Source organism: Mesorhizobium sp. NBSH29, from assembly GCF_015500055.1.
Taxonomy (GTDB): domain Bacteria; phylum Pseudomonadota; class Alphaproteobacteria; order Rhizobiales; family Rhizobiaceae; genus Neomesorhizobium.
The window spans coordinates 1-24,841 of record NZ_CP045494.1 but is presented as its reverse complement, the minus strand read 5'-3'; the positions used below and the strand labels follow the sequence as shown (position 1 = coordinate 24,841).

The 24,841-nt window shown below is 61.9% G+C and carries 19 protein-coding genes and 13 pseudogenes; 21 read left to right on the top strand and 11 right to left on the bottom strand.

Going from position 1 to position 24,841, the window contains the following annotated elements; translation table 11 throughout:
• Window position 1 precedes the first annotated feature (1 nt).
• The 7 genes and pseudogenes from GA830_RS18625 to GA830_RS20155 form a co-directional block, all read right to left on the bottom strand.
• Window positions 2-984, bottom strand: a pseudogene (locus GA830_RS18625) (DUF1403 family protein).
• A gap of 296 nt (window positions 985-1,280) precedes the next feature.
• The gene (locus GA830_RS18620; protein WP_195165144.1) at window positions 1,281-1,730 is read right to left on the bottom strand and encodes a hypothetical protein; all 450 of its coding nucleotides are present in this window, start codon (window positions 1,728-1,730) and stop codon (window positions 1,281-1,283) included.
• 158 nt (window positions 1,731-1,888) lie between these two features.
• Window positions 1,889-2,485: a TniQ family protein gene (locus tag GA830_RS20175; RefSeq protein ID WP_258045728.1), complete on the bottom strand. Its 597-nt coding sequence runs from the start codon at window positions 2,483-2,485 to the stop codon at window positions 1,889-1,891.
• A complete protein-coding gene (locus GA830_RS20170; protein WP_258045727.1) occupies window positions 2,391-2,762 on the bottom strand; it encodes a TniB family NTP-binding protein in 372 nt (123 codons plus the stop codon). The genes GA830_RS20175 and GA830_RS20170 overlap by 95 nt, the downstream gene beginning before the upstream one ends.
• Window positions 2,743-3,210: a TniB family NTP-binding protein gene (locus GA830_RS20165; RefSeq protein ID WP_258045726.1), complete on the bottom strand. Its 468-nt coding sequence runs from the start codon at window positions 3,208-3,210 to the stop codon at window positions 2,743-2,745. The genes GA830_RS20170 and GA830_RS20165 overlap by 20 nt, the downstream gene beginning before the upstream one ends.
• Window positions 3,150-3,464, bottom strand: coding sequence for a hypothetical protein (locus tag GA830_RS20160; RefSeq protein ID WP_258045725.1), 315 nt, complete (start codon window positions 3,462-3,464; stop codon window positions 3,150-3,152). The genes GA830_RS20165 and GA830_RS20160 overlap by 61 nt, the downstream gene beginning before the upstream one ends.
• The gene (locus GA830_RS20155; RefSeq protein WP_258045724.1) at window positions 3,406-4,404 is read right to left on the bottom strand and encodes a Mu transposase C-terminal domain-containing protein; all 999 of its coding nucleotides are present in this window, start codon (window positions 4,402-4,404) and stop codon (window positions 3,406-3,408) included. The genes GA830_RS20160 and GA830_RS20155 overlap by 59 nt, the downstream gene beginning before the upstream one ends.
• A 148-nt stretch (window positions 4,405-4,552) precedes the next feature.
• Between GA830_RS20155 and GA830_RS20150 the strand changes: the two genes are divergently transcribed.
• From GA830_RS20150 to GA830_RS20135, 6 genes and pseudogenes are all read left to right on the top strand, one after another.
• On the top strand, window positions 4,553-4,921 hold the full coding sequence (locus GA830_RS20150) for a hypothetical protein (protein ID WP_258045723.1): 369 nt from the start codon (window positions 4,553-4,555) through the stop codon (window positions 4,919-4,921).
• Window positions 4,922-4,971: 50 nt separating this feature from the next.
• Window positions 4,972-5,184: pseudogene (locus GA830_RS18605) on the top strand (PIN domain-containing protein); the annotation flags it as partial.
• Window positions 5,181-6,358: pseudogene (locus GA830_RS18600) on the top strand (site-specific integrase). The pseudogenes GA830_RS18605 and GA830_RS18600, both read left to right, overlap by 4 nt.
• A 42-nt stretch (window positions 6,359-6,400) precedes the next feature.
• Complete coding sequence (locus GA830_RS20145) at window positions 6,401-6,739, top strand: SWIM zinc finger family protein (RefSeq protein ID WP_195165142.1); 339 nt, start codon at window positions 6,401-6,403, stop codon at window positions 6,737-6,739.
• 565 nt (window positions 6,740-7,304) lie between these two features.
• Entirely contained in the window at window positions 7,305-7,568 is a 264-nt protein-coding gene (locus tag GA830_RS20140) for a hypothetical protein (protein ID WP_195165141.1), read from the top strand.
• 68 nt (window positions 7,569-7,636) lie between these two features.
• A complete protein-coding gene (locus GA830_RS20135) occupies window positions 7,637-8,062 on the top strand; it encodes a hypothetical protein (RefSeq protein ID WP_195165140.1) in 426 nt (141 codons plus the stop codon).
• 27 nt (window positions 8,063-8,089) lie between these two features.
• Here GA830_RS20135 and GA830_RS20130 read toward each other — a convergent pair whose 3' ends face one another.
• Window positions 8,090-8,278, bottom strand: coding sequence for a hypothetical protein (locus GA830_RS20130; RefSeq protein WP_195165139.1), 189 nt, complete (start codon window positions 8,276-8,278; stop codon window positions 8,090-8,092).
• 393 nt (window positions 8,279-8,671) lie between these two features.
• Between GA830_RS20130 and GA830_RS20570 the strand changes: the two genes are divergently transcribed.
• The 4 genes and pseudogenes from GA830_RS20570 to GA830_RS20480 all read left to right on the top strand — a co-directional run bounded on the left by GA830_RS20570 (window position 8,672) and on the right by GA830_RS20480 (window position 12,259).
• On the top strand, window positions 8,672-9,388 hold the full coding sequence (locus GA830_RS20570; RefSeq protein WP_308460484.1) for an SNF2-related protein: 717 nt from the start codon (window positions 8,672-8,674) through the stop codon (window positions 9,386-9,388).
• Between the two features lie 769 nt (window positions 9,389-10,157).
• A pseudogene (locus GA830_RS18560) lies at window positions 10,158-10,445 on the top strand (type II toxin-antitoxin system Phd/YefM family antitoxin).
• Window positions 10,442-10,908: pseudogene (locus GA830_RS18555) on the top strand (PIN domain-containing protein). The pseudogenes GA830_RS18560 and GA830_RS18555 overlap by 4 nt, the downstream one beginning before the upstream one ends.
• A 652-nt stretch (window positions 10,909-11,560) precedes the next feature.
• Window positions 11,561-12,259 carry a DUF4143 domain-containing protein gene (locus GA830_RS20480; RefSeq protein ID WP_374939340.1) on the top strand — a complete coding sequence of 233 codons (699 nt, stop codon included), beginning with the start codon at window positions 11,561-11,563 and terminating at the stop codon, window positions 12,257-12,259.
• A gap of 76 nt (window positions 12,260-12,335) precedes the next feature.
• Here GA830_RS20480 and repC read toward each other — a convergent pair.
• The 3 genes and pseudogenes from repC to repA form a co-directional block, all read right to left on the bottom strand.
• Window positions 12,336-13,685 (bottom strand): annotated as a pseudogene (gene repC / locus GA830_RS20475) (plasmid replication protein RepC).
• A gap of 170 nt (window positions 13,686-13,855) precedes the next feature.
• A complete protein-coding gene (gene repB, locus GA830_RS18545; protein WP_195165137.1) occupies window positions 13,856-14,854 on the bottom strand; it encodes a plasmid partitioning protein RepB in 999 nt (332 codons plus the stop codon).
• A 76-nt stretch (window positions 14,855-14,930) separates the two neighbouring features.
• Window positions 14,931-16,122, bottom strand: a pseudogene (repA, locus tag GA830_RS18540) (plasmid partitioning protein RepA).
• A 389-nt stretch (window positions 16,123-16,511) separates the two neighbouring features.
• Here repA and GA830_RS18535 point away from each other — a divergent pair.
• From GA830_RS18535 to GA830_RS20120, 11 genes and pseudogenes are all read left to right on the top strand, one after another.
• Window positions 16,512-16,661, top strand: a complete 150-nt coding sequence (locus tag GA830_RS18535) for a hypothetical protein (protein WP_195165136.1) — start codon at window positions 16,512-16,514, stop codon at window positions 16,659-16,661.
• An 18-nt stretch (window positions 16,662-16,679) separates the two neighbouring features.
• The gene (trbB, locus tag GA830_RS18530; RefSeq protein WP_195165135.1) at window positions 16,680-17,648 is read left to right on the top strand and encodes a P-type conjugative transfer ATPase TrbB; all 969 of its coding nucleotides are present in this window, start codon (window positions 16,680-16,682) and stop codon (window positions 17,646-17,648) included.
• Window positions 17,638-18,006 carry a TrbC/VirB2 family protein gene (locus GA830_RS18525; RefSeq protein WP_195165134.1) on the top strand — a complete coding sequence of 123 codons (369 nt, stop codon included), beginning with the start codon at window positions 17,638-17,640 and terminating at the stop codon, window positions 18,004-18,006. Before trbB ends, GA830_RS18525 begins: the two co-directional genes overlap by 11 nt.
• Window positions 17,999-18,310, top strand: coding sequence for a conjugal transfer protein TrbD (locus GA830_RS18520; protein WP_258045721.1), 312 nt, complete (start codon window positions 17,999-18,001; stop codon window positions 18,308-18,310). The genes GA830_RS18525 and GA830_RS18520 overlap by 8 nt, the downstream gene beginning before the upstream one ends.
• 10 nt (window positions 18,311-18,320) lie before the next feature.
• Window positions 18,321-20,778, top strand: a pseudogene (locus GA830_RS18515) (conjugal transfer protein TrbE).
• Between the two features lie 31 nt (window positions 20,779-20,809).
• Window positions 20,810-21,552, top strand: a pseudogene (gene trbJ, locus GA830_RS18510) (P-type conjugative transfer protein TrbJ).
• Entirely contained in the window at window positions 21,549-21,758 is a 210-nt protein-coding gene (gene trbK / locus GA830_RS18505) for an entry exclusion protein TrbK (RefSeq protein ID WP_258045720.1), read from the top strand. Before trbJ ends, trbK begins: the two are co-directional and overlap by 4 nt.
• Window positions 21,752-22,964 (top strand): annotated as a pseudogene (trbL, locus tag GA830_RS18500) (P-type conjugative transfer protein TrbL). Before trbK ends, trbL begins: the two are co-directional and overlap by 7 nt.
• Window positions 22,961-23,650: pseudogene (trbF, locus tag GA830_RS18495) on the top strand (conjugal transfer protein TrbF). The pseudogenes trbL and trbF overlap by 4 nt, the downstream one beginning before the upstream one ends.
• Window positions 23,651-23,703: 53 nt before the next feature.
• Window positions 23,704-24,496, top strand: a pseudogene (gene trbG, locus GA830_RS18490) (P-type conjugative transfer protein TrbG).
• A gap of 3 nt (window positions 24,497-24,499) precedes the next feature.
• Window positions 24,500-24,841, top strand: a pseudogene (locus GA830_RS20120) (hypothetical protein); the annotation flags it as partial.

The following is a 24,841-nucleotide window of genomic DNA, read 5'->3' as shown; positions in this document are numbered from 1 at the left end:
CTTAAAGCCCGTAAATGCGGAAAGTGGTGCGGCCCGACAGTTCGCGCACGGCGCCGAGTTCGACCAACCGGTCGAACAGGCGGCGCAGCCCACGGTCGCTCATGCCGGCGATCTTTTCCGAAGCAACGATCGCATCGTCGGAGAGGAGTCTTTCGACGACAGCATCCGCTCCCTTGCGCCTAAGTTCGGCGCGACGGCGAGCAGTTTTGCCGCGCGACGTCCGAGCTCGGCCGACAGGTCGATGGCGCGGAGCGCGGCCCGGGCTTGCGCGGCGAGCAGACCTTTCGCTCGGTCAGGTCCGGCCTCGATCCCGACTGCCGCAACAATGGTACTCGCACCTCGCGATCGGGCAGCCCCCAGGCCCACAGCCGCGTCTGTGCCCAGTAACGGCACCGCATGCGGCCAGGACAGACCGCTGTGCCAACAGAGCGTCCGCGAGCCAGACCCGACGCCACGGCCGAAGCCGTGTCGTTCCGCGGCCATGAACGCGCCGGTCAGCACGCCCACCGTACCAGCGCTGGCGGAGAGTTGCCGAAGCTCGTCCGCCAAATCGCTGACCCTTTCGTTGTTGCCGGCGTAACCGAACTCTTCCAACACTGCGGCGAGGGTTTTCTTCGTCAGCAGCTCCTCAGCGGGCCGGGCCGCCAGCCGACGCCAGGCCAGCAGCATCGAACCAGCGGGACCGACGGACGAAAAATCGCCCGGACGGGTGAGCAGCACGGCGTCGCGTAGCGCGCTTTCATCCTCGACGCGCCCGGCCTGCCGCGTGGTCACCGCAGCTGCGCTGAGCGCCAGCCGTTGCCGCCACGCACCCGCCCACCGCTCCTGCCGGCGGACCACTGCATCGAGGGCGCCGATGGCGGCGCCTGCGGTGAGCGCGACTTCCTCAACTTCTTGTCGCGCAAGCTTTTGCGCATCCGGGACGGCGCGGCGCAGCCAAGCCGGGACAAGTTGCCTTTGGTGCGCTCGAAAGGGCCTCGGCAAGCGGGGTGTGGTGGCGCGGTGAGGATTTGGGAAGCGGAATCATGAAAGACATCATGAATCATCGCGGCGCTTTTCGCAATCACAATGCGCAGAAACCGCCGCGCCTGTCGCGCATCAATAATGAACGATAATGTTGCATTATCGTTTGTTTTGTTCTCTATAGTATGAATGGCGCAAAACATCGATCAGAACCCCGAAAGTGACGCTCTGAAGGGCGATGGATCGTCCCACAGCGCGAGTGTCGGATGAGCGAAATTCGTGAGATTCGGCATGCAGACGGAAATCTGGAGCACAAATTATGAGATTCCTCGCGCATAATTGTGAGACTGGCTGAATCGGAATTTTTGAGACTGCCCGTGCTTCTGGCCGGATTTGACGCCTTCTGCACCTGATGAAGCGCCGCTGCGGGCGACGCGAAGGCGCTGAAGACGTGCATAGATGCGTCTGCGCAACGTGAGCGGCCACGCGCGCAATGTTTCCCTGAGCCTCTCCTCGCCTTCCTCGTCGCTGGCCAGCAGCACAGAGGCGACGTGGCCGACCGGATCCGCGGACAGCCGCCCTACCACGACGGCGAGGGCGTAGTTCTGCAATAGGGAGCCCTGCGCCAGCGCGAGCAGGCCGGAGCGGACCGGCTTGGCGAGAACGGGCGCGACGCGATCGTATTCCGGCACGACAACCAGCAGCGCCTGCCTGGCGATCGGATGCGTGAGGAAATCATGGTTCTCCCTGCGCGCCAGCAGCGACATGCGGGGCTGCTCGGTGAGCAGATGGCGGCGAGGATCTGCGATGCCGTGTCGTCAGGAAATCCAGCAATTGAGGAACGGAAGGAAGTCCCTCATCCTTTTCCCCCGCGCCCAGTTCGCCAAGCGCATGGCGCCGGCGCGCGCATTGAGATCGAGCACGGTCAACTGCGTCTGCGACAACCCTTCCAGATTTCTCCCCGCCCTTGCGGCCAAGCGGACTCCATGTTCCGGGCACCAAAAGTTCCATGGAAGAGCCGTGCTCTTGCGTTGAATTCCGCCCGGACAAAGCGGGCACACATAACGGCTGCCGCGGGGTCACCGTCAGGCGTGCATGCGGCGCTATCTCCTCGAAGGTCATCGCCCGTGTCGCTTCGACAGTCATGCCAGTACGGGCGGGCAAGCAAAGCCCCCTCCCCTGCCCCGAGCCGCCATTCGAGGTCGGCGACGTCACAACAACTCAGGCCGGAGCATTCCAGAAAGGCCTTGATCGGCATCCCGTAGAATTGCGCCAGACGGCCCAGCCAGCAGGACAGTCGCTCATCGGGCTCAGCCCTCGGCACGACCGGCAACAGCGTCGACCTCGCCACGATATTCATACCGGCTCGCCCAGGAGAGGCCAGCACGTTGCGTGTGTCGGCAACGTCGGTAGCCAGAATCCTCTCCTCACCGCTCTCGATCGCCGCGATGGCGAGCATGCCCATCAGCGAAAACACATGCGCGGAGATGCCGCCCGTGACTTCGACAAGGCGCTTCAGCATGCGATCGCCGATCTTCGCTCGGCCGACGCAGCGGCAAGGTCCGCTGCAGACTGCCGATAAGACCGCCGAAATCCTCGTCGTTCTGCCAGGGTGGCAAGGCAACAGCCTCGAAGCGGCGCACCAGCTGATCGTCGGTGCGCAGTGCGTTGCGCGCCTGCTGCGTGCCGACGCAGACGAGCGGGATCCTGAGTTCGTTGCCGAGAAATCGCAGCAGGTTGAGGAAGCGGGTCTGCTCTCGCACCGTGCCGGCCTGAAGGCTATGTACCTCGTCGATCACCAGAAAGGCCCGGGCGGATTTCCGAGAGCAGGCGCAAAGTCAGGCTTTCCAGCACCGACAGCGTTGCCCGCGGTGGCTCAGGGGCGCCGATTGCCGCCAGCAATCGCTTGTAAAAGCGCGCTTCGTCCGGACCTGCAACCATCTGCACGACAATCACCGGCATGTGCATGCGTCCCGTCGCTTTGTCGAAATGCGAGGGGTGATCACGAGCGAACTTCTCGACGATCATGGTCTTGCCCATGCCACTGGCACCGACGATGAGCAAGTTGGGCATGCGTGCGCGTTGCGGAAAGGCTAACAGAGCCTCCAGCTTTGCCAAGGCCTGCTCGGCGCGGGGATAGTTGATCCATCGATCGGCGCGGATCCTGCGGATGCGTTCTTCGGCACTCAGCGCCGCGATCGTCCGGCTGGCGGGAAAGAGGTGCTCGAACTCGTCAGTCCATCCCATTCCTCCACCGCGAAATAGGGTAGCTGCAAGGGCTTGTCGTCTTCGGCAGATGCCGTTTCCGGCGTCAGATCGATCATTTTGCCGCCGCCAAGGTGCTCGCGCCGCGCACTCTCCCGCCGCATGGCTCTCGTCGCGCGCGTTGCCTCGTCGACCAAGGCGCGCTGGGCGAGAATCGTCGAAAAGATGAGTTCCTCATCAAGCGCCTTGCGCCCCTCCGCCCGCAGCGCACGTCGCGCCGCGCGTTGCTCCCACATGGCAATCGACGGTCGGGTGCGGTCGGCGGGGCGCACCTCCAGATACCCCTCCCCTGTCGCGAACAAACACGCAAGACAGGTCACGCGGGTCGTATTTGATGGTCAGCCTTTGCCGGTCCCGCCCCATCAGCCAGCGCAGTTCGTCCGACCAATAGCGGATATGGAACAGATGCAGCCCGTCGCGCTGAAGGGTCCGCTCTTCGTAGGGTAGGAAATCGATCAGGAACCGTTGCGGATCTGATGGTTTGCGCACCGAGACATCGGCAATGCGCGCATTCCAGGCGGCCACAGGCGGTAGATCCAGCGCCTTGTGGATGCGAGCGTGATAGGCGCCAACGATCTCGAGCGCGAGATAGGTCTCCAACTCCCTGAGCGTCATCACGGCTTCTGCTTCCGGATCGAGGTCGCCGCGGTCGCGGATGTTCGAGAAGTGCGAGCCGGGGATGAGATGCACCGCCCCCATCATCGTTCCGATCAGCCTTTCGATGTGCCCGCCGAAGCGAGGCGTGCCGGGAGGACGGTAGACGAGATCGATACGGTGTTCGGCGCAGGCGCGCTCGAAGGCCCGCGCGTGGAACTCCGCGCCGTTATCGACATGAATAATCCTGGGAATTCCATGCGACGGCCAATCCACAGCAATACCCCGCGCCGCCAGCCATGCCGTCTTGTCGATCACGCAATGGGTCAAGCACAATGCCACGGCCGTCAGCGACGGCCCTTCCAGCGACAGATAAAAACCCATAGCCATCCGGGTGTTGACATCAATCGCCAAGGTCAGCGTCGGTCGACCGATCGGCAACCGCGTCACCGGATCGACCACCGTGACGTCGACCTTGGTATGGTCGACCTGCACGATGTCCAGAGGAGCAGGTGCTTCCAGTCCCCCCGGCGTCGCCAGAAACACCGGCTCGGATTTGCCAGCGCCTTCGCGCCGCCGCATCAGATCGGCTTGATCCTTTGCCTCGAGCCACCGTCCAAGACGACGGATCGAGGGTGGTTGCAGCCCCGCAGCACGACAATCCGCCCGCCACCTCCCGCTGAAAACGGCTCAGTGTCGGCTTGCGACGCGTTGCGTAGAGCTTCTCGAAATGTCCCTCGACGATTACAAGCACCGCCGAACCCAGAGGCTGCATGCCCGCATTCGGGCCGCGCCGACGCGGCAGCAAAGTGCTGGTGCGGTCGTCCTGCCGGAATCGCTTCAGCCAGCGAAACAAGGTTGCACGACTGATCTCAAGCTCGCCGATCACGCTCTGAACCTGCGCCTCGCCCGGCCGATCAGGAAGCTTGGCGAGAATCTCGGCGCGCTGGCGCGCCTCCCACCAACGCTGTTCGTTCTCGATCTGATCTGCCATGGACAGCCTCGTCGTTTGGCTGCAAGTTGGTCTCAGGAATTCCGACTCAGTGCCGCGTCCAGTCTCATTTACCCTGACTCGGTCTCATATTTACGACATGGCTAACCCATTGAAATTAAATGAATGGCGATCTCAAAAACCCCAGCTTTCCGACACTGTGGCTCCGCAAGATCGAGGCCGACATCATCCCCATTGACTCCGAAGTGGTCGATCTGGCGACCCAGGCCTGGTTAACTTACGGCAAGGGCCGGCATCCGGCTGCACTGAACTTTGCCGATTGCTTTTCCTATGCGCTGGCAAAGCGTGCCGACGAACCGCTCCTTTTTATCGGAAAGGACTTCTCCCAAACCGATATCGAGGCGGCATGAGCAAGGCTGGCTACGCTCAAGAATCATCGACAACTTCAGGCAACGACGACCTTCCCGATATCATCGATGTCGTCATGGAAATGGGCCGCGCGCCGGAGGAACGCCCGGCCGATGCCTCCTCCCCTCCCCCGCCTGCGAAGCAGTCCTGATTACAAAAGTCGATTGCCGACGCATCTTGAAACACTCGCTGATCGCGCTCGAGATTACGCTGAGGCGGCGAGTTCTGCCAACACGCGGCGCGCCTATGCCGCCGACTGGAAGCATTTTTGCGCCTGGGCGCGGCGCCAGACCCTGGAGGTGCTGCCCCCCGACCCGCAGACTGTCGGCCTCTACATCACCGCCTGCGCGTCCGGAAGTGCCGCGGGCAGCACCGTAGGTGCGGGCACAAGGGACAAAAAACCGAACTCGGTGGCAACGATCGAGCGCCGCCTTTCGTCACTCTCATGGAATTATACCCAGCGTGGCCAGCCGCTCGATCGCAAGGATCGCCATATCGCCACCGTCATGGCCGGCATCCGCAACCGCCACGCCTCCCTCCCCGGCAGAAGGAAGCGATCCTGCCGGAAGATCTGATCGCCATGCTGGAGACGCTGGATCGTGGGACGCTGCGTGGCCTGCGCGACCGCGCCATGTTGCTTCTCGGTTTCGCCGGGGGGCTACGCCGCTCCGAAATCGTCGGTCTCGACGTTGGTAGAGATCATACCGAAGACGGTCTCGGCTGGATCGAGGTTCTCGAAAAAGGTATTCTTGTAACTCTGCGCGGCAAGACCGGCTGGCGGGAGGTCGAGATCGGGCGTGGCTCGTCCGATGCCACTTGCCCAGTTGTTGCGCTGCAGACCTGGCTAAAGCTCGGACGGATCGCCCATGGCCCCTGTTTCGACGCGTCTCAGGTCAAGGCAAATCGGTCGGCGGCGACCGGCTCAACGACCAAGAGGTCGCGCGACTGGTCAAGCGAGCCGCACTCGCCGCCGGCGTGCGTGGTGATCTGAGCGAAGGCGAACGCGCAAAACTGTTTGCCGGGCATTCGCTGCGTGCCGGTCTTGCGTCCTCAGCCGAGGTCGATGAACGCTATGTGCAAAAGCAGCTAGGCCATGCCTCCGCCGAGATGACCCGCAAATACCAGCGCCGCCGCGACCGGTTCCGCGTCAACCTCACTAAAGCATCCGGGCTTTAGCTGGCCTGGCAGAACCACTGAAGTCCCATTTCCAGTCGGATAATGCATTATGATCCCAATACAACAGCGCAAGTAACACTGGACGATATGGAAACAAGGGCGGAATATTCCGAGACTGACATTGCACGCGAAGTTGGTGCCAACGCATTTGCCGCCGGTAGAACATATCAGCGGCACGGCCGCGTTGTAGCCTTTGAATGGGCCAGCGACGGACGCATTGCCGCGCAAGTGCAGGGCTCCAACCGCAAGCCTTACCGCCAGAGCATTTCCATATACACAAGCCGCAAAGGGACAGGTGGCGATAGAGGGGGATGTTTCCTGCCGGTCGGCTACAATTGCAAGCATGTCGCCGCGGCGCGCTGCATGGACTGGCGGTGGTGAACAAACTCGCGCCACGCGGCCGGGCCAACACCGCAGCCAATACGCGGCATAGCGGCATACACGGCAACCGGCGCTGTCGGCTGCCGTCGTCGATTGGCTCCGCCGCCTTGCGCCAGGCGGAAGAAAAGAGCCAACCCAACACTGACGACCTTCCCCAACGGCTGATCTACATTCTGTCTCCGGAACAGAGTCGAACGACCATGCCACGCCTGCGGCTGTCGATCCGATCTGAAGGGTGCTCAAGGATGGCACGATGTCCACAACATCCAGCGCCTATAGCCTGGACAACTGGGATCAGCCGATCCGGGGCGAAATTCCTGCGTGTGGCCGACGGGAAAATCTGCAAACGATCACCAGCATCCCCCCGCTCCGCAATGCAGGATCGCGACTATGCGCTGGCGACCGAACGCGGCGCGGAGATACTCGACGAGATCTGGCCACCGGCCGCGCCCGCTGGATGACGATCGACGGCATGCGCTATCGCCGGGAGCGGCGATCTCCGGCATGTAGCGTGGGCGCCGGGAACTGGCGGAACGCTGCGGACGATCCCCTGCAGCTTGACGACATGTCACACGCCGCGAGCCTTGTGTGCCTCAACGCCATGCCGCCGGTCTATGTCGATGCTGCGGCCGGCATCGTCGGTCGCATCGTGACGGTGCTCGCACCCCGGTGGTTTTACGAAATGCTGGATGGGCCTGAACATTCCGGCGGCGCAGGTGGCGCTGTTCGGCGCGCAACTTCGTGCATCCGGGGCGACATTGGGACCACTGCGCCGCCGCCAACTCACGGAAGCCCGCATCGTCAGGGGTCCGTTTCCAGCCCGTCCTGAAACTGGCGGCGGTTCGCATGGCCTGTTCCCTATCGCCCAGGCGTTGTACAGCTACGGGCAGACAGAAGTTGCCGGCCATAGGCAACCGTCGCGTTTCAGCTACGGCCCTTGGGGAGGTGGATGCCGGCGAGGAGCCCGCTGTCGCCTTGCGCATGGACAACATGACGCCCGTCGAGGTCCATCGTAACGCAAACCTTGAAAAGGCATCGCTAAAGCAATTGCGGGCCGCCGGTTTCATGCCCGCGCAAAAGTGCGGGACAGCGTTCCGGCCGGCCAACCAGAGAAATTTCCTGCCCGACGAGGGAGAAAGCGGCTGGTACGAGGCGCTCTATCATGACATTCCCGACCTTGAGCGGCAGGGCTGGCGGATCGAGATCGCTTGCGGATTTCCCTATCGATTACGGGCGCGGCGACGGTGCGTTCGAGCACGCCTGAGCGAAAGTTCGGGGCTTGACTGGTTCGAATTTGGACCTTGGCGTGATGGTGGGTGGTGAGCGGCTGGATCTGATAGGTCCGCTGGTTCACCTCATGTTGATGGTAAGCCGGCGACGCTGGAACTGCTGGACGAGGATGAGCCGCTGTTCCTGCCACTCGTGAGTGGCGAGGTGCTGGCGGTTCCCGTCGGGCGCATCCTGCCCATGGTCCGCACGCTGTTCGATCTTCTTTATCTGACCGGCGGTCCGCGCCAGACGGGCGTGTGCGCCTCTCATCGCTGGATGCCGCAAGCCTTGCCGATCTGGAGACGGCGGCTTGGAGCCGGGTCCTCTGGCAGGGTGCGAGGGCGTGCGCGCCTTGGGGCGGACCCTTGCGCAATCACGGCGGCATTCCCAACGTCGATCTGCCGCCCTGGTTCGGCGCGACTTTGGCGTCCCTATCAGGCGCGCGGGCTGGCATGTTGGCTTTTTTGAAGGACGCCAGGGCTTGGCGGCATTCTCGCCGACGACATGGGTCTTGGCAAAACGGTGGCAGGCGCTGGGATTGATAGCCATCGAGAAAGCGGCCGGGCGCTTGTCCGGTCCGGTTTTGGTCGTCGCCCCCGACGAGCCTGATGCAACAACTGGGCGACGGAGACCCAAAGGTTCGCGTCCGAACTCTCCATCCTCGTGCTGCAGGGGGGCGGATCGCAAGCAACATTTCGACAGCCTCGACAGCGTCGATCTTGTGCTGACCACCTATTCCGCTGCTGGCGCGCGACCATGCGGTTCTTTCAGGGCCGCATCTGGGGCATGATCTTCCTCGAACGAGGCGCAGGTGGATCAAGACGCAAACGCGGCGACGACGAAACTGTTCACGGCCTCAAATCGCCGTATCGTTTCTGCCTGACGGGCACCCCGCTGGAAAACCATCTGGGCGAAGTGTGGTCGCTCTTCCACTTCATCGCGCCGGGCTTTCTCGGCGATTTGAAGAGCTTCACCCGGCAATGGCGCACGCCGATCGAGAAAAAGGGCGATAACGTCGCGCTCGCGGCTGCTGGCGGGGCGCATCAAGCCATTCCTGCTGCGTCGCACCAAGGAAGAGGTGGCCAGCGATCTGCCACCCAAAACCGTAATCACGAGAAGGTGGAATTTTCTGCGGGCCAGCGTACGATCTATGAATCTATCCGGCTGGCGATGCATGAAAAAGTTCAGTCCCGCTATTGCCGAAAAAGGACTTGCCCGCAGCCATATCGTCATTCTGGATGCTCTGCTGAAGTTGCGCCAGACCTGCTGCGACCCACGCCTGCTGAAACTTGCCTCAACGGAAAAACCGGCGCCGCGGCTAAGACCGGATCTGCAAAGCTAGAACCGGCTGATGGAACTGGTCGGCGAGCTCGTCGATGAGGGTCGCAAAGTAATCGTGTTTTCGCAGTTCACGTCCATGTTGGACCTGATCCGGCCGCTGCTCGACGAGGCAGGCATCGCCTATGCGTTGCTGACAGGGCGACACGGTCGATCGCGGAGCCCAGGTAAGGTCGTTCCAGGAGGGAGCGGCTGCCGGTGTTCCTCATCAGCCTCAAGGCCGGCGGCGTCGGGCTGAATCTGACGGCGGCCGACACGGTGATCCTCCTACGATCCGTGGTGGAATCCGGCGGTTGAAGAGCAAGCCATCGACCGCGCCCACCGCATCGGCCAGGACAAGCCAGTCTTCGTCTACCGACTGGTAGCCGCCGACAACGATCGAGGAGAAGATGGACGTGCTGAAAGACAAAAAAACGCGCACTTGCCGCCAGCCTGTTCGACCAACGACGGTCAGCCAAACCCTCGCCATCTCCGAGGCTGATCTCGACCTGTTGGCCGGGCGTAGCGTGGGCTTGTCGGTTCGCTAACTTTCGCTTTCGCAATCATGATCGCTTGCTCGTTTTTCGATACCTGTTTGTCGCCATTCGCTGCGTGCCGGTCTTGCGTCCTCAGTCGAGGTCGACGAGCGCTATGTGCAAAAGCAAGCTTGGCCATGCCTCGGCCGAGATGACAACAAAAGTACCAGCGCCGCCGCGACCGCTTCCGGGTCAATCTCACCCAAGGCCTCGGGTGTTTAGCGCGCCGGAAATAGCCCCCTCCCCTGCCCTGTTGCGGCCCTTTGGCCAATCCCATATTAGTCACGATAGTCAAGATGGTCACGGAGGCCAGCAATGCTATCTCGCCTAACCAGGATGCCAAATGGACCGTCGCTGGGGCAAAGGCCCGTCTCTCGGAAGTGATCGAGCGCGCACAAAACTTCGCCACAGACGATCACCCGCAACGGCAAACCGAGCGTCGTTGTCGTCTCGGCCGAGGAATGGCAGCGCCAAGATCGCCCGCAAGGGCACGCTTGCGGAATTCCTGCTGGAATCGCCGTTGCGCGGCACGATTTGGTCATCTCGAGCGGCTCCGCGACGATCCGCGTGATCTGCCACTGTGAGGCTTCTGCTCGACACCAATGTCCTGTCAGAAGTGACGAAGCGGCTCCTGAAGTGCGAGTGCTGGAATGGCTGGATAGTCTCGATGAAGATCGCTCCTTCATCAGCGTCGTTTCGATCGCCTGAAATCCGGCGCGGCGTGGCCCTTATGGAGGAGGACGGAAACGAGAAGCCTCGCCGACTGGCTGGCTCGGGACTTGCCGATGCGCTTCGAGCACAGGGTTTTGCCGGTGGACGAACCGGTTGCCATGGCCTGGGCGACCTGATGGGGCTGGCGAAGCGCCGCGGACGTGGGATGTCGTCAATGGACGCCTGATCGCGGCAAACAGCCGATCTCGCAAGACCTACCTTGGCGACGCGCCAACACCAAGGATTCGAGGATTTTGCATCGAGCTTTTCGATCCATGGGATGATTTGAAACCGACCGAAGCGCGCCCGGAGTGCCTAAGAGGCGTTTGGGTTTAAACGGAAACTAAGGTGCGAAACGTTATCCTTGTAATCGCGGACAATGGCTCATAATTGCAAGGATGGATTTCCCCGCCGTGAAGCGCCCAAGCTACATCGACTCCTGGATAGCAATCCCGCCGTTGCCCCTGTTGGGGCCGCGTCAGGTAGGAAAGACGACGCTTGCCCTAGAATCGGAGAGCAACGACCCTCCTCTATCTAGATCTCGAATCCGACGCGGATCGGGCCAAGCTCGCAGAGCCAGAGCTTTACCTTGCCGGGCATGAGGACAAACTCATTATCCTGGATGAGGTCCATCGTGTCCCCGACCTGTTCCAGACCTTCGCGCTTGATCGACCGCGGGCGCCGCAAAGGACTGCGCAACGGTCGCTTTTTGCTGCTCGAATCAGCTTCCATGGACTTGTTGAAACAGTCGGGCGAGAGCCTCGCCCGGCCGGATCGCCTATCTGGAGCTCGCGCCGATCGACGGTCTTGAGGTAGAAGCCGGAGAACTCGACAAGCTATGGGTCGAGGAGGGTTTCCGGAAAGCCTCTTGGCGGCAACGACGCCGTGAGCCACACGTTGCGCCTCGACTCATCCGAACCTACCTCGAGCGTGACATCCCGCTACTGGGTCCCAGGATCCGGCCGAGACGTTGCGTCGCTTCTGGACGATGCTCGCTCATTCATCAATCTGGCCTGCTCAATGCCGCCGACTTTGCTCGCGCGCTCGTGTGTGGATGGCAAGGACGGTCGCATCCTATCTCGATCTCATGGTTGATCTTCTGCTGGTGCGCCGGCTGGAACCCTGGCACAGCAACGCCGGCGAAGCGCCTGGTGAAATCGCCGCGCGTTTTATGTCCGTGACACCGGCCTGCTTCACGCTTTGCTGGGTCTCACGACGCTTGATGATGTCTTGGGGCATCCCGTCGCGGGGAGCGAGTTGGGAAGGTTTCGTCGTCGAAACGGTTCATGCAGTCATACCCCAAGGGGCGCGGACGAATTTCTATCGCACGGCGGCGGGCGCCGAAATAGACCTCGTCGTTACCCTGCCCGGTGGTCGCGATGGGCGATTGAGATCAAGAAGGAGCATTTCGCCCAAAGCTAGAGCGGGGCTTCCACCATGCATGCCTGGATATTGCGCCGGATCGACGCATCGTTTGTCTATGCCGGGAAACGAAGCATTTCCGCTCGGGCAACGATATTCAGGGCGCTCCTCTGCACAAACTCGGCGAACTGCTCGCAGGCGAGCGCCCCATGACGCTCGCGGCGGGACGTGTCGCGATATCATGATTTCATCGACAACGATTACCGGACATGTCGATCCCGTCGACATGTCAACTTGGACCCAGCATCGAACGGGTCCGGCATGAGACCAAAAAAAGGCCGCCTGATCGGCTAAGGCGCACCTCCCAACAAGCGCTGCAATCGCTATCTCTGCTCGGATCGTCAGGATCCACGTCCTGGCTTGTCGAGGCTGCGCCGCAGCGCATCGCTGATTTCCAGGCGCTGTTCCGTCCGAACCACTTTCGCAGCCGTTTCGAGCTCAACAACGCCCTCCCCTGCCCCGCCCCCGACAGCTTTCGAGGCATCGAGCTTCACACGCAGCAGCGCCATGACCATCGGCCAGACCGAGAATTTCCCGGCTTTTGCCTTGTCCGTCAGATTACGCAGGTAGCCTCCGGCGCTGTTAATTTGATCGACCCGCTGGTAAATCGCGGCAATGGTGATCGCCGCCTGGGTTTCGCCCATGGCAATGCGCGCTTCCTCCCAGGCGCTGGGGCTGATCCCCAATGTCGGCCGGGCAACTTCGGCCGCCGCCAGGAAATCGCGCCAGTGCCGGATTTCGCCACCGCCTTTCAGCAGCCATGCCACGTTCGGGCAGGCATCCATCACCATGCTCAAAGGCAGTTCACGCTTCGGCAGGCTTCGTACGTTGTCGGTTTCCGCGGCGTTGCCGCTCGCTTCATTCTTTTCTCGAAAGCCGTTTTCAGATTCAAATTTAGAGTCTGGGTTTTTGAATTCTGTATGTGACGCTCAATTTGAGACTCATTGGCAGTCAGATTCGTTGTTTTTACGAATGATTCCAATGCGTCTCGCACCTCCGCCCACAAATCATCGAGGTCGGCCGCTATCGCCTCGACGACCTTCCTGGGCGCCGTGCGGGGAATCTGGCTAACGATGGACTGGTAGCTCTTGCTGCACCCTGCCCCCAGTTCGCAAGGCACGCCTTCCTCGATGCCCGTCTCGATCATCTTGACGATGTCGCGGCGGCATATGGTTAACCGCTCCTAACCACGCGATAGGCCTTGGCTTCGGCGCGAACCGCCTCGGCAAGATCCTTGAACTCTTCAGCCCGCCGCCACAATCGGGCGAAAGGTCGAAGCCATTAGGCCTGCTCGACCCTCACGCCCTGACCCTTGCGGGCGAAGCGCTTGCCGTTGGACTGTCACGACGGATGACAAGGCCGCAATCAACCAGATTGGCCAGATGCCGGCGCAGCGTCGCCGGCGACATACCGTTAGCCCGTCGGATCAGCTGCTCATTGGATGGCCAGACAATCAGCCCGCTATCGCCATAGAGCGCTGTATCCGGATGGAACGACAGCAATGCATCCAGGATCGCCAGAGCGCGATCGGTTGCGCCCAGAGCCATCCGGGCTTCCTTGATGTTCTGGAAGACATACCATTTATGGACGGATACGCCCGCCGGCATGGCCATGGCCGTGACCTGGCTTGAAATCATGCCAAGTGTCATCGATCGCCGCCCAAAGGGCGTCGTTGAGATATGCGTTTCCATTGTCCTTCACCTGTGTTCAGGCAAAAGAAATCTGCTCGCCGAAACGGCGCTGAGCCTCATCAGCTCTTGACGGTGATTCTCGGAAATGCGATTCTCTAGATACCACTCATGAGAAGGGCTTCCGGGACACTGTTTCGGGGGCCTTTTTCTTTTGCGCGCTACATTTCCGTCTATCTTTCCTCGTTCTCACGCTGCTTGAATTCGCCGTAGAGCCGGTCGAGGTTCGCGGCGAGATACCGGCCAAAGCGACTGGCATCCTTCGATTTGAAGGAAACCGCGAACATCTTGCCGGAATCCGTCAACTCGGCGGACAGGGTTTTGTCCTCCGGTTGCCATTTGGTCTTTGCCGGTTTGACACTTCCGTCCCGGCGCGGCCGGTCGGTGCGCTTCAACTCTGCCAGCAGCAGATCGAAGCGCGCGTCTGATTTTGCTTCGACGAAGGGTTGCGAGGTCACGAACACCTCCGCCGCCGTCCGGTTTGATGGCCTCTCGATCGTTTGGGCGAAGTCGAGCCAACGATCTCGGCCGATTCCCTTGCATGGACCGATCGCTCTTATGAGAGCTTCCGGCACGCGACTTGTCACCGATAGCATTCTCGTCAACATCGGAGCGTCGATCGTTAGGGCTGCCTGAATGGTCGAGCGTTCATAGCTCCGATCCAAAAGCTGCTGTGCAAACACGGCACGCTCGATGAAGGACAGGTTCTCGCGGGCAGAGTTCTCCTGCCCCTGGGCGATCACATGGTCGACGTCGGTGACTGGCTTGATGACAGCTTTTACGGGGCGGCCGAGAAACCGCGCCGCTCGGAGACGGCGATGTCCAAAGACGGCCTCGTAGCGACCCTCCTGCTTCGGATGAGGCCGTGCGAGAATTGGGGTTTCTTGCCCATGCTCACGGATCGCATTCACAAGCTCTTGGAACGACCCGTCGTCGTCGTCTTCCATGCGATCAGACACGAAGGATGAATCGACGAGGGCGGTATCAAGCTCGAGAACGGATGCGCCCTGAAGATAATGGTCGGCTTTCGCCGCTTTCTCGGCTAGCTCCCCAATTGAGGCGAGCATGTTTCGTGAAGCTCCGCGTGCAGCGTAGCTCGGCGCCGGTGCGCGCTCCTGCTGCGAATCGGCCTCCGCACCCTTGATGTTCCGAAAGATATCGCGACGGGCCATCTTACGGCCTCCATATCTTTAAGCCGCTGTTTAGACGCCAGAAATCGGCCCGCGTGTACGGCTGACAATTCATTGATCATGACGTCCTGCCCCATGCGGTGAGGATGAGACCGGATGATCTCGGAGTTGACCGCATCCAAGGATTCCCCGTGCGCGGTCGTAGTCGAGGGGACGAAAGACGATCGCTCAACCTCGTAGAGGCTTTGTTTGGTCAATCCCCGCGTCGGAAATCGCAGTTGATTTCACCATCGGATTTCGGGAGCATCTGACGAGCGAACATCGACTGCATCAGCCCAACCATTTCCTGCTGCGGTATGTCTCCTGCTCGTAACGCTGTGTGACCAGGTATCGGAACCAGTCCAAGGAGACGTTGACGTTTTGCAGTTTCTATGCTCTTCAGAATTCCACCGAGCATAAGCAGGAACTGGTCATCGACAATGATATCGAGCATCTGAGGGATGAACGGTGATGAGTACCGACGTTGCAGCGGCAAGGGCTGTGAGCGTCAGGTAGCCCAACTGCGGAGGACAATCGATCACCACGACATCGTATCGATCATCCACCTCAGAGAGGGCACCGCCGATACGAGTGTAGAAGGTTCGTCCAGCGACCGAATCTTGGGCGTGCATCGCAATCGGCGTCTCGTACTCGTATTCCTGCAGCTCGAGATTCGCCGGAGCGATATCCAAGGACGGAAAACTGGTCGAACGAATAACCTCCGAGATCGGTTTGCGATTCTCGTCATAGCGAAGTGATTCATACAGGGAGAGATTGCCATCGATTTCCGGCTGAATGCCGAACAGCGCAGTGAGCGACGCTTGAGGGTCGAGGTCGATCGCCAGAACCCGGAAACCTTTCAACGCGAGATGCTGCGAAAGGTGAGCAGCGGTCGTGGTCTTGCCGCTGCCACCCTTGAAATTGACGACGGCGATGACCTGCAACTTGTCGTTCTCCCGCCGACGCGGGGAGCGGTCGAGGAGAGTGCGCAACTCCTCTATCTGCGCGGCAGTGTAGTGGCGTCTGCCGCTCGGCGTCACCTGCGGTTCGACGCCTTTCCCTTGAAGGTGAAGCTTCTTCAGATAGCTCGGCGAAACACCAACAAAATCTGCGACTTCAGCGAGCGAGAAGCGCCGGAGCTTCTTTTGCGCATCGGGCGGAAAGTTCTCGATCCGCAGCATGTCCAGACGACGGGAAATCTCGCTGCTCTGCTGAAGAATGGTATCAGCAAAGGATGCCTCTGGCTTCGAGTCGGGGAGATTCACGCTCATCGTCGCAGGATGTCCTAGTGTCGATATTTTCCCGAAATCCGGAAATTATCGTGACCATCGCTTGTATCCCGATTCTGCGCAAGCGGAATAGGGTTAACAAGACCTTAACGAGGCGAGCGTGAACGGCTGCCAGCCGCTTCAAAAACGAGCCTTTTCTCGTTATAATCCAATGCAATACGGCGCTGGCTCGCGAACGCTGCGACCCAAGGGCGACTAGTACATTTACTAGTGTGTTTTGACCCTTTGAGCGGGGTGAACCGGCAATATTATCCTACGGACCCGACTCAACACGCTCCGCGGCGAGAATCGCACTCATACTTTCGCTAGTCGCGACGAGAACCGCATCGTGGGCAGTTGTCTCCGAAAGAAATCGAATCGGAGCAATACTGATGCAAGCCCTCGCCCTTGCTGCACGAAACCACGCTGAGATGGGTGACACCACCACCGTTGTGGGCTCTCTGCCCGCCGACAAGTCCAGTTTCGTTCGTCCGGCCGGATACGGCTCGACCTTCGACGCTTGCCGCGCGCAGTCTGTGTGAGCAACGAGGACCAAACCCATGGCCCCGCTTCGCTCCCATCCGCGCTTGATCCGCAAACTGCAGGAAGCGCTCGGCGACCAGCTCTGCGTCGCCCTCGACGATCCGACAGTCGTCGAGATCATGCTCAACCCGAACGGCAGGCTGTTCATCGAGCGACTCGGCCACGGCGTGGCGCCCGCCGGTGTGATGAATGCGGCGACAGCGGAGATCGTCATCGGTAGCGTCGCCCACGCGCTCCATTCGGAAGCCGACGACGACCGGCCTATCATCTCGGGCGAAATGCCAATTGGCGGGCACCGTTTCGAGGGATTGCTGCCGCCCGTTGTCGCGTCCCCGACCTTCACCATCCGGCGGCGCGCGTCGCGGTTGATTCCGCTGGATGACTATGTCGCCAGCAAGGTGATGACGGAGCAACAGGTTTGCGTCATCCGCAACGCCATCGCGTCGCGCCTCAACATCGTGATTTCCGGCGGAACCGGATCTGGGAAGACAACGCTCGCGAATGCCGTGATCGCCGAGATTGTCGAGATCGCGCCGGGCGACCGGCTGTTGATTCTGGAGGACACGGCAGAAATCCAGTGTGCGGCCGAGAATGCAGTGGCGCTGCATACCAGTGACACGATCGACATGGCGCGGCTTCTGAAGAGCACGATGCGGCTTCGCCCAGATCGCATCATCGTCGGCGAAGTTCGCGACGGGGCGGCGCTGACGCTGCTGAAAGCGTGGAATACTGGCCATCCGGGCGGCGTAACGACAATCCACTCCAATACGGCCGAGTCGGGACTGCGCCGCCTCGAACAGCTTACGGCCGAGGCAAGCCAGCAGCCGATGCGCGAGGTGATCGGCGAAGCGGTCGATCTGATCGTCTCGATCGAGCGCGCGCCGAAGGGCCGCATCGTTCGCGACATCCTCCATGTGGAGAACTTCACCAACGGCCGCTACCAGACCGAATCCTACTCACGAAAGAAAGAACGCCATGTCGCCTGAACGGATTTGCGCGCTCGCGATCTCGGCCCTTGCTCTTGGCCTACTTGCCGAACCGGCTCTTGCCGCTGGCGGCGGTGGCTTGCCATGGGAGGGTCCACTGCAGCAGATCCAGCAATCGATCACCGGGCCGGTCGCGGGGTTCATCGCGCTCGCCGCCGTTGCGATCGCCGGCGGCATGCTGATCTTCGGCGGCGAGTTGAACGATTTCGCGCGGCGCCTGATATACGTCGTACTCGTCGCAGGCATCCTGCTCGGCGCCACCCAGATCGTCGCTCTGTTCGGTGCGGCCGGCGCATCCATCGGCGATGCAGCGCTCACACCGAAAGTCGAAAGGGCAGGGGAGGGCGCTCGTGTCTGAGACCGCCTCTGTTCCCGGCTCCGGCCTCGACCGATCGCGCATCCATCGGGCATTGTCGCGGCCGAACCTCCTGATCGGCGCGGATCGCGAGTTGGTCTTGCTGACAGGCCTCGCGGCCATCATCCTGATCTTCGTGGTGCTGACACTCTATTCGGCGCTGTTCGGCATCGCGGTCTGGATGGTCGTCATTGCTGCGCTACGGATGATGGCCAAGGCCGATCCCATGATGCGCCGTGTCTACGCACGCCATGTCACGTACCGGCCGCACTATCGGCCAACGTCGACGCCCTGGCGCACGTTCTGAGGGCGACGACATGGCTGCACTGCGCTCCTTCCGCCATTCAGGGCCGTCCTTCTCGGATCTGGTCCCCTACGCCGCGCTCGTCGCCAACGGCGTGATCCTGCTCAAGGATGGATCGCTGATGGCGGGCTGGTACTTCGCCGGCCCGGATTCGGAGAGTTCGACGGATGCCGAGCGCAACGAGGTCTCGCGTCAGATCAACACAGTTCTGTCACGGCTCGGCTCCGGCTGGATGATCCAGGTGGAGGCGGTTCGTGTGGAGACGTCGGATTACCCGGCGCGCGAGCAATGCCATTTTCCCGATCCGGTAACGCTGGCGATCGACGGCGAGCGGCAGGCGCATTTCCAGAAGGAGAGGGGGCATTACGAGAGCCGGCACGCACTGATCCTGACCTGGAGACCCCCGGAGAAGACGCGCTCCGGACTCGCGCGCTATGTCTATTCCGACAGCGAGAGCCGCGCAGCGCGTTATGCCGACACCGTGCTCGACAGCTTCCAGACATCGATCCGCGAGGTCGAGCAGTATCTCGGCAATTTGCTGTCGATCCGGCGCATGGTGACCCAATCGGTCGAGGAGCGCGGCGGCTTCCGGATCGCGCGGTACGACGAGCTGTTCCAATTCATCCGCTTCTGCATCACCGGCGAGAACCATCCGATCCGGTTGCCAGAGATCCCGATGTATCTCGACTGGCTGGCAACGGCTGAGTTCGATCACGGCCTTTCGCCGATGGTCGAGAACCACTACCTCGCGGTAGTGGCGATCGACGGCTTCCCGGCCGAGAGCTGGCCCGGCATCCTCAATTCGCTCGACCTGATGCCGCTCACCTATCGCTGGTCCAGCCGCTTCATCTTCCTCGACGATCAGGAAGCGCGCCAGAAGCTCGAACGCACTCGGAAGAAATGGCAGCAGAAGGTCAGGCCCTTCTTCGACCAGCTCTTTCAGACGCAATCGCGCTCGGTCGACCAGGACGCAATGATGATGGTGGCCGAAACAGAAGACGCGATCGCGCAGGCGTCCTCGCAACTCGTCGCCTATGGCTACTACACGCCGGTCATCGTCCTCTTCGACGACGACGAAGCCCGTTTGCGCGAGAAGGCGGAGGCCGTGCGCCGCCTGATCCAGGCCGAGGGTTTTGGGGCGCGGATCGAGACGGTAAACGCGACCGAGGCCTTCCTCGGCAGCCTGCCGGGCAACTGGTACGCCAATATTCGCGAGCCGCTGATCAACACGCGCAACCTCGCGGACCTGATCCCGCTCAATTCTGTCTGGTCAGGCGCCGCGGCAGCACCTTGTCCGTTCTATCCGCCGGCCTCGCCGCCGCTGATGCTGGTCGCCAGCGGCTCCACTCCCTTCCGGCTGAATCTGCATGTCGACGATGTCGGCCACACGCTGATCTTCGGTCCGACCGGTTCCGGCAAATCGACATTGCTTTCGCTGATTGCGGCGCAGTTCCGCCGCTACACCTTCGCGCAGATCTTCGCCTTCGACAAGGGCCGCTCGATGCTGCCGCTGACGCTGGCCGCCGGCGGCGACCATTACGAGATCGGCGAGACCGAAGGGGAGGGTGGTCCTCGCCTGGCTTTCTGCCCGCTTTCCGATCTCGCGACGGACGGGGGATCGGGCCTGGGCGTCGGAATGGATCGAGACGCTGGTTGTGCTGCAGGGCGTGCCCATCACGCCGGATCACCGCAATGCGATCTCGCGGCAGGTCGCGCTGATGGCGGATTCCAGCGGCAGGTCGCTGTCGGACTTCGTCTCCGGCGTCCAACTGCGCGAGGTCAAGGAGGCGTTGCATCACTACACGGTCGACGGACCGTTGGGGCAGCTTCTCGACGCCGAGAGGGACGGCCTGTCGCTGGGCTCTTTCCAGACCTTCGAGATCGAGCAGCTGATGAACATGGGCGAGCGGAGCCTCGTTCCGGTCCTGCTCTATTTGTTCCGGCGCATCGAGACGCGCCTGACGGGAGCGCCCAGCCTAATCATTCTTGACGAGGCCTGGCTGATGCTCGGCCATGCTACTTTCCGCGACAAGATCCGGGAATGGCTGAAGGTGCTGCGCAAGGCCAATTGCGCGGTTGTGCTCGCGACGCAGTCGATCTCGGACGCCGAGCGTTCCGGCATCATCGACGTGCTGAAGGAAAGCTGCCCGACCAAGATCTGTCTGCCTAACGGCGCGGCGCGCGAACGGGGCACGCGGGAGTTCTACGAGCGCATCGGCTTCAACGAGCGCCAGATCGAGATCGTCGCGACTGCCCTGCCGAAGCGCGAATACTACGTCGTCTCACCAGACGGACGCCGCCTGTTCGACATGGCGCTCGGTCCCGTCGCGCTCGCCTTCGCCGGCGCCTCCGGCAAGGAGGACCTGAAGCGTATTCAGGCGCTCAGTGCCGAACACGGCGGCGACTGGCCGGTCCATTGGCTCCAGCAAAGAGGAATAGGCGATGCCGAAACCATCCTTCAACGCGGCTAGGACCGCAGCCGCGGCGTTGGTTGCCACCAGCATGTTCAACGTTTCACCCGCGCTGTCGGGCGGCGTAACCGGGCAGGCGACGGAATGGACGCAGCTTCTGAACAATGGCGAGTTGATCACGATGGTCGGCAAGTCGACAGAGCAGATCAACAATCAGATCACGCAGATCTCGCAGCTGGCTGAGCAGATCCAGAACCAGATCCGTATCTATGAGAACATGCTGCAGAACACGATGCAGCTGCCCAACCACATTTGGGGGCAGGTCGAGAGCGACCTCAACCGCCTCCGCGACATCGCCCGCGCAAGGGCAGGGGATCGCGTTTTCCATGTCCAATGCCGACGACGTTTTGAAAACAGCGTTTCCAGAGTTTTGCAGATTTCAAGACAGGCCTCGCCAACGGCGAGAGCTTCTCATCAAGCTATCAGAACTGGTCCACAACGAACCGCGATACCATCGCCGGAACACTAAAGGCAGCGGGGCTGACGGCCGATCAGTTCACGTCCGAGGAGTCGACGATGAGCTCTCTCCGTTCGATGTCGGAGAGTGCGGACGGCCAGATGAAGGCCTTGCAGGTCGGCCATGAGATCGCTGCCCAGCAGGTCGCGCAGTTCCAGAAGCTGCGCGGGCTCGTCTCGCAGCAGACGACAATGATGGGCACTTGGTTCCAGTCCGAACAGGCCGACAAGGACCTCGCCCAGGCGCGGCGCGAGAAGTTCTTCAACGCCGGGACACCGAATGTTCGTGGCGGCCAGACCATGGAGCCCCGCTGGTGAGCCGCATCGTAGTCATGGCGCTGAGCGCCGGCGCGCTGGTCGTCGTCGTCCTGATGATCGCATGGTTCGTCGTCGCGCCAGATTCGGCGCCAGCGGCGTCTACGCCGGCCGCAACGGAGAACCGTCGTCAGAAGGCGCATGACTTGCTCGGCGGCGATTCGGATCGCGATATAAGCGGCGGGCAGGAGATGAAGCCGCGATGGTGAGGACGAACCCATCCTGCGCGCTCGAGCTGACCTTCGTCGCCATCGCGCTCGTTCTGCTGGCAAGCGTACCGGCACTCGCCCAGGAGGGCAGTGTGCTGACCACCCTGGAGAACCAGGTGGTGACGGCCGCCAGGGGCTGGGAAACGACCGTCATGAACGCGGCGCGCTCGCTGTTCTGGATTCTTGCCGGGATCGAGATCGGCATCGCCGCCGTCTGGCTCGCCATCAACGCCGCCTCGCTGGATTCGTGGTTCGCGGAACTGGTTCGGCGCATCATGGTTCATCGGCCTCTTCGCCTTCATCCTTGATCAAGGTCCGGCTTTCGCCAAGGCGTGGTCGACAGTTTGTTCCAGATCGGAGCCGATGGCGGATCGGCCTCGCCCGCCAACATCTTTGACGCCGGCATCCGCGTCGCATCGAAGATGTCCGAGCAGGCTCAGTTCGGGCTGTTCGAAGACAATGCGCTGGCGATCGCCGCGGTGTTCGCGATGATCGTCGTCGTGGTCTGTTTCAGCCTCGTGGCGGCGATCTTTGTTGCCGTTATGGTCGAGATGTATGTCGGGCTCCTCGCCGGCATGATCATGCTCGGCCTCGGCGGATCGTCCTACACCAAGGATTTTGCCATCCGCTATCTGGTCTACGCGTTCAGCGTCGGCATGAAGCTGATGGGGCTGGTGATGATCGCGCGCATCGGCTCCGACATTCTTGCTCGGCCTGGCTGAGGCGCCGACGGCGACGTCCGACCAGTTCATGACCACGCTGGCCATTGCCGGCATTTCGGTCGTCGTGTTCATCATCCGCCATGTACGTGCCGCCCATCATCCAGGGCGTCCGTGCAGGGCGCATCAATCGCCGGCGGCATGGAGGCGCTCCGACATGGCGGACAGGCCCGCAACGATGGCCGCAGGCGGGGCATTTCTCGGAGCGAAGCGCGACGAGATCAGGCGCGTCCGCGGCGAGTTCGGCGCGCGCCGGCGGCTCCCTCGATTGGCAGGCGCTGCTCTGCGCGGCATGGCATCGGGCATCGCAATGCCGGCTGGGCGGCCGGCTCCGCGGCCAAGGAAAAGGTCATGCTTCGCCGGCGCCTATGCCGGGTTGCGTTGCTGCGGGCTGCCCAACGCCAAGCTCGAACCAGCCCCGGGCAGGAGGCACCGCCTCCCCCTCCCGCCGTCGCCCCTGCAAGGACAAGTGAGCCGGAGAAGCTGAAGCATGGCCGCCGACGCACCCCGCCCGATAATCCTACATCGCCGCCCGCCAGGAGTCGGAATGAGCGCTTATGGCTCATATGTGAAGGCCGGCTGGCCGCATGCGCGCATAGTCGGCATCGTCCGGCATGCTGCTGGCGGTGATCAGGCACGTCCTACGCGGCTCTATTCAAAGCAACGCAGGTCAAGCTCGTCCCCTACATCGTCGAGGTCGACAAGCTCGGCACGGCCCGCGAGCCACCGGCTTCCCGCAGCAGATCGAATATTGCGGGACCCGCGCGTGGTGCGCGCGACGCTGGGCAGCCTTCGTCTCGAACTTCCGGGTCGAGATGAACACCGGATGCCGTCGTGCAAAAGCAGTACATCGACCGCACTTATGCGCTGCTGCGCACCTCCGACCCGGCAACCGAGAAGATCAACGCCTGGTTCCGCGGCAACTCGCCCTTCGACAAGGCAAGGAACGCCACCGTCGCCATTGAGGTGAACAACGTCGTGCCGCTCTCGAACCAGAGCTACCAGATCGACTGGACCGAATATGAGCGCGACCGGAAGGGCAAGGAGACGGCCGTACGCCGCTTTCGCGGCGTCGCGACCGTTACTTTGACCCCGCCGCAGGACGAAGGCGTGATCCGCCTCAATCCGATCGGTCTGTACTTGCGGGACTTCGAATGGACCGCCCAGCTGTGAAAGGCCCGAGCACGCCGATGATCATCACGAAGACAAGAATTTGGGCTGCGCTGATGTCGGCCTCCCTGATCGCAGCGGGCACTATCACCGCCACTGCGCCTGCCTTGGCTCAGGGATGAGTGCCAACGAAGCGAAGGGCGCCGGGATTTCCGGGCAATGGCGTGGTTCGCGCGGCCTCGTGACCAAGGGGCCTGACGGCAAGGTCATCTTCTGTTCGGTGAGGTGCAGCCATCGGTGGTCTGCTCGCCCCTGCAGGTATGTGACATCGAGCTTCAGGCCGGCGAAGTGGTTCGCGACGTGCTAGTCGGCGACACCGTGCGATGGAAGGTCGAGCCGGCAACGTCTGGCGCGGTCGGCGGGCAGGCGATCCACCTGATCGTCAAGCCTTCGGAGCCCGGGCTGGTGACGTCCATGGTCGTCACCACTTCGCGGCGGACCTATCACATCCAGCTCAAGTCGCATCAGAGCCAATATATGGCGCGCGTCGGGTTTGAATATCCGAGGACGTTTCACAAAGCTCGCCGACATCAATGCGCGGCTGGAAGCAAGCACAATCCCGGGCGCCGGCTTGCCGGCCGAGCAGCTCAATTTCCATTACAGCGTCAGCGGCCGCGCCGGCTGGCTGCCGAGCGGTCTACTCGGACGGGCAGAAGACACATCCAGTTCCGCGCTCGCTCGCTGGACAGGATGCCCGGTGCTATTTGTCGTCTCCGGCGGCGAGAACCGCATCGTAAATTTATCGCATGAAGGGCGACATGATGGTGGTCGACTACCATGTCGACCGCGCTGTCCTCGTCTCGGCGTCGGCTGGAAACAGGAGAGATCACGATCCGGCGGGGAGGGTAGGCGATGCGGACTACAGTCTCTTTTCCCGGCTTGCCGGTATCGCGCCCTCGCCGCATTCATCTCCGGCTGCAGACCCTCGGGCAGACGGCTGGTCGCCAGCTCGCGCCACAGGAACTCCGGGCCTGCGGCCAGCGCCATCGCTGGCGACATGGTGAGCGCCTTGCAGAGCAAGTCGGGCCCGGTGCCGGCACGATCCTGCTGAAGCCGGACGGTTCGCCGTCCGGAAGCGCGCTCGAGGCCTCGCTCAAGGTCTGGGGCTATGCGTCGTCAGCGACCAGAAGACCGACAAGGAGAAGCTGGTTCCACTGCTTATGTCATCGACAATTTGAGGGCCAGGTCCTGGCG

Excerpts from the sequence above, each read along its gene's own strand:
- GA830_RS18535 (WP_195165136.1), top strand. The coding sequence starts at position 16,512 with ATGCAAGCCCTCGCCCTTGCTGCACGAAACCACGCTGAGATGGGTGAC.
- GA830_RS20165 (WP_258045726.1), bottom strand. The coding sequence starts at position 3,210 with ATGGGATGGACTGACGAGTTCGAGCACCTCTTTCCCGCCAGCCGGACG.
- GA830_RS20175 (WP_258045728.1), bottom strand. The coding sequence starts at position 2,485 with ATGCTGAAGCGCCTTGTCGAAGTCACGGGCGGCATCTCCGCGCATGTG.
- GA830_RS20150 (WP_258045723.1), top strand. The coding sequence starts at position 4,553 with ATGTCCCTCGACGATTACAAGCACCGCCGAACCCAGAGGCTGCATGCC.
- repB (WP_195165137.1), bottom strand. The coding sequence starts at position 14,854 with ATGGCCCGTCGCGATATCTTTCGGAACATCAAGGGTGCGGAGGCCGAT.
- GA830_RS20130 (WP_195165139.1), bottom strand. The coding sequence starts at position 8,278 with ATGAGAGGCGCACACGCCCGTCTGGCGCGGACCGCCGGTCAGATAAAG.
- GA830_RS20160 (WP_258045725.1), bottom strand. The coding sequence starts at position 3,464 with ATGTGGGAGCAACGCGCGGCGCGACGTGCGCTGCGGGCGGAGGGGCGC.
- GA830_RS20480 (WP_374939340.1), top strand. The coding sequence starts at position 11,561 with ATGCTCGCTCATTCATCAATCTGGCCTGCTCAATGCCGCCGACTTTGC.
- GA830_RS20145 (WP_195165142.1), top strand. The coding sequence starts at position 6,401 with ATGCATTATGATCCCAATACAACAGCGCAAGTAACACTGGACGATATG.
- trbB (WP_195165135.1), top strand. The coding sequence starts at position 16,680 with ATGGCCCCGCTTCGCTCCCATCCGCGCTTGATCCGCAAACTGCAGGAA.
- GA830_RS18525 (WP_195165134.1), top strand. The coding sequence starts at position 17,638 with ATGTCGCCTGAACGGATTTGCGCGCTCGCGATCTCGGCCCTTGCTCTT.
- GA830_RS20155 (WP_258045724.1), bottom strand. The coding sequence starts at position 4,404 with ATGCGGCGGCGCGAAGGCGCTGGCAAATCCGAGCCGGTGTTTCTGGCG.
- GA830_RS20140 (WP_195165141.1), top strand. The coding sequence starts at position 7,305 with ATGTCACACGCCGCGAGCCTTGTGTGCCTCAACGCCATGCCGCCGGTC.
- GA830_RS18620 (WP_195165144.1), bottom strand. The coding sequence starts at position 1,730 with ATGTCGCTGCTGGCGCGCAGGGAGAACCATGATTTCCTCACGCATCCG.